Annotated in this window: 2 protein-coding genes and 1 pseudogene; 1 reads left to right on the top strand and 2 read right to left on the bottom strand. The window is 67.0% G+C overall.

Annotated features, from left to right (window positions below):
- Positions 1 to 51: 51 nt before the first annotated feature.
- Positions 52 to 729, bottom strand: coding sequence for a hypothetical protein (locus VGD28_RS18240; protein WP_331029783.1), 678 nt, complete (start codon positions 727 to 729; stop codon positions 52 to 54).
- Positions 730 to 1064: 335 nt separating this feature from the next.
- Here VGD28_RS18240 and VGD28_RS18235 point away from each other — a divergent pair, with 335 nt between their 5' ends.
- Positions 1065 to 3323, top strand: coding sequence for an NADP-dependent malic enzyme (locus VGD28_RS18235; RefSeq protein WP_331029782.1), 2259 nt, complete (start codon positions 1065 to 1067; stop codon positions 3321 to 3323).
- 175 nt (positions 3324 to 3498) lie between these two features.
- Here VGD28_RS18235 and VGD28_RS18230 read toward each other — a convergent pair.
- Positions 3499 to 3623: pseudogene (locus VGD28_RS18230) on the bottom strand (IS630 family transposase); the annotation flags it as partial.

Below are 3623 nucleotides of genomic sequence, written 5' to 3'. Positions count from 1 at the left end.
CGTCGCCTTCGGCGCCACCTCCCCCTGGCGGGGGAGGATACGTTCAAGTCATCACCGCTCGCGGAACTGGGACCAGTCCGTCGGGCATTGCGCCACCGGCTTGGGTTTCGCCTGCGAGCCTTCGATCGTCCAGCATTCGTCGAAGATCGAGCAATAGCAGGAGCGGACCTGGAGCTTCCATCGCTCCTTCTCGAAGCGGTTCCACAGCGCCTTGTTCGCCGGGGTCTCGGCGACCTGCATGAACTTGACCGACTCCCCCGGGCGGGCGACGATGCCGGACGCGGGCGAGGTGGACAGGTTGAGTCCGCTATTGGCCTGAAGACCACAGCATTTGGTGAGCAGTTCGCGCGGATCGCGCACCGGCTGACCCCGATAGCGGATCTCGACCGGGCCGAGCATCGCCGGGCCGACGCCGTTGTTGTTCAGCACCAGCGAGATCACCCGCTCACCCTTCTCGTCCACATTGCTGGTGCCATAGGAGACGAAAGGCCACGCATCGGCCTGCTGCATCTTCTTCGTCGCTTCCGCCTGGACGAAGGTGGCGTAGGCGACGCCGAGCGAGATCAGCAGCGCGGGGGCGCCGATCAGGAAATGGCTGGCCATCAGCCAGGGCATCAGCTTGAGCAGCTTGGTCAGCCGGCCCGAGAGCCCGCCGTCGCGGCTGGAAAGCTCGGCGACCTTCGCTTCGAGCTGGGCGATGCGATCCTGATCGGGCGGTTGCGCGGTCATGGCGGATGGATAGCGGAGGTGAGGGCTGGCGACAACGCGGGGCGGTATTTGCTGCCAAATCCTCCTTGGCGGGGGGAGGTGGCGCGCGTAGCGCGACGGAGGGGGAGGAGCACCACCAGCGTTCTGGCATCCTCCCCCTCCGTCATGCTGCGCATGCCACCTCCCCCTGGCGGGGGAGGATTCACTTCTGCCGGTGCACGACTTGTGTGGATTTCCACACAGAATGATGGCCGCAATCGTGTCTGCCGTAACGGCATTGCCGCCAAATCCCTGCAAACCGCCCGATTGCGGTGGCGCGGAGCCGTGCCTAAAGGGAGCGGAGCCGGGAGAGAAGAATGTCAGAAGAAGCCAATGTCCAGTTTTCCGAGCGCGAGGCGCTGCTGTTCCACTCGGAGGGCCGGCCGGGCAAGATCGAGATCGTCGCATCCAAACCGCTGACCACGCAGCGCGACCTGGCGCTGGCCTATTCCCCGGGCGTCGCCGTGCCGGTGCAGGCGATCGCCGACGATCCCGCAACGGCGTATGACTATACCGCCAAGGGCAATCTGGTCGCGGTGATCTCCAACGGCACGGCGATCCTGGGGATGGGGAATCTGGGTGCGCTGGCGTCGAAGCCGGTGATGGAGGGCAAGGCGGTGCTGTTCAAGCGCTTCGCCGATGTCGATTCGATCGATATCGAGCTCAAGACCGAGGATGTCGACCGCTTCATCGACGCGGTCGAGCTGATGGAGCCGAGCTTCGGCGGGATCAACCTGGAAGACATCAAGGCGCCCGAATGCTTCATCATCGAGCAGACGCTTCGGGAACGCATGAACATCCCGGTGTTCCATGACGACCAGCACGGCACCGCGATCATCACCGCGGCGGGTCTGATCAATGCGTGCCTGCTGACCGGGCGGCGGATGAACGAGATCAAGGTGGTGGTGAACGGCGCGGGCGCCGCGGCGATCGCCTGCACCGAGCTGATCAAAGGCCTGGGCGTGCGGCACGAGAATGTGCTGATGTGCGACCGCAAGGGCGTGATCACCCCGGACCGCGAGGGCATCAACCAGTGGCAATCGGCGCATGCCGTAGCGACCGACCGCTCGACGCTGACCGAGGCGCTGGCGGGGGCGGACGTGTTCCTGGGGCTGTCGGCCGCGGGCGCGCTCAAGCCCGAGATGGTCAAGGACATGGCGCCGGCGCCGATCATCTTCGCGATGGCCAATCCCGAGCCGGAGATCCGGCCCGAGCTGGCCAAGGGCGTGCGCCCCGACGCGATCGTCGCGACCGGGCGCTCGGACTATCCCAACCAGGTCAACAACGTGCTCGGCTTCCCGTTCATCTTTCGCGGCGCGCTCGACGTGCGCGCGACGGGGATCAACGACGAGATGAAGATCGCCGCGGCGCAGGCGATCGCCGAGCTGGCGCGCGAGCAGGTGCCCGAGGAAGTGGCGCTGGCCTATGGCCGGGCGCACAGCTTCGGTCCCGACTATATCATCCCGGCGCCGTTCGACCCGCGGCTGATGGAAGTCGTGCCCGCGGCGGTCGCCAAGGCGGCGATGGATTCGGGCATGGCGACCAAGCCGATCCTCGACATGGCGGCATATCGCCACGCGCTGCGCGGCCGCCTCAACCCGACGACGTCGGTGCTGACGCTGGCCTATGAAGGCGCGCGCGCGCAGCCCAAGCGCGTGATCTTCGCCGAGGGGGAGGAGGAGGTGGTGCTGCGCGCGGCGATCGCGTTCCGCGAGGGCGGCTACGGCACGCCGGTGCTGGTCGGGCGCGACGATGTGCACGACCGGCTCAAGGCGCTGGGCGTGAGCGATCCCGAGAGCTTCGAGGTGCACAACAGCCGCCACTCGCCGCTGGTGCCGGCGATGGTCGATTTCCTCTACAAAAGGCTCCAGCGCCGCGGTTACCTGCGCCGCGACTGCGAGCGGATGGTCAACCAGGACCGCAACATCTTCGGATCGCTGCTGCTGCAGCTGGGCGAGGGCGACGCGATGATCACCGGCATCACGCGCCCCTATGCGCAGAACATGCGCGAGATCCGCCGCGTGATCGACGTGGGCGAGGGGCGCACCGCGTTCGGCGTGCACCTGCTGGTCGGGCAGAGCCACACCGTGTTCATCGCCGACACCACGGTGAACGAGCGGCCCAATGCCGAGGAGCTCGCCGACATCGCCGAGCAGACCGCGCAGGTCGCGCGCCGCATGGGCCACGAGCCGCGCGTCGCCTTCCTGAGCTACTCCAACTTCGGCAACCCCAAGGGCGCGTTCCTCGAGAGCATGCGCGAGGCGGTGAAGCTGCTCGACCAGCGGCAGGTGAGCTTCGAGTACGAGGGCGAGATGACGCCCGATGTGGCGCTCAACCCGCGCCAGCTGGCGAACTATCCGTTCGCGCGGCTTTCGGGGCCGGCGAACGTGCTGATCATGCCGGGGCTGCAGTCGGCGCACATCTCGGCCAAGCTGCTGCGCGAGCTGGGCGGGGATTCGGTGATCGGGCCGATGCTGGTGGGGATGGAGAAGCCCGTCCAGGTCGCGCCGATGACGAGCACCGCGAGCGAGCTGGTGACGCTGGCGGTGCTCGCGGCGGGCGGCGTCACGCGCTAGGCGCGGGCATTCGATTTGATCCTTCCCCCGCCAGGGGAGGTGCCAGCAGAGCTGGCGGAGGGGGCGGAAACGGAACGCCCAAAAGGCAATGCATCGCCGTCCTCCCCCTCCGTCGCCTTCGGCGCCACCTCCCCCTAGCGGGGGAGGATCGAGTGCCGCTTAGAGTCTGTCCTGTTTAGATTGAGGCATATCCGCTGTTTCTGAGATAGTTGGCGCATTCGTGGGGCGGGAAGGCGTCGAGGAGTTGGCCGATGCGTTTCCATGTTGCCTCGACGGTGCGCTCTGCGGCCTTGCGCAGGA

This window comes from Sphingomonas sp., assembly GCF_036402235.1.
Lineage (GTDB): Bacteria > Pseudomonadota > Alphaproteobacteria > Sphingomonadales > Sphingomonadaceae > Sphingomonas.
Note: the sequence above shows the minus strand (reverse complement) of the source record. Positions and strands in the feature narration are given on the sequence as shown.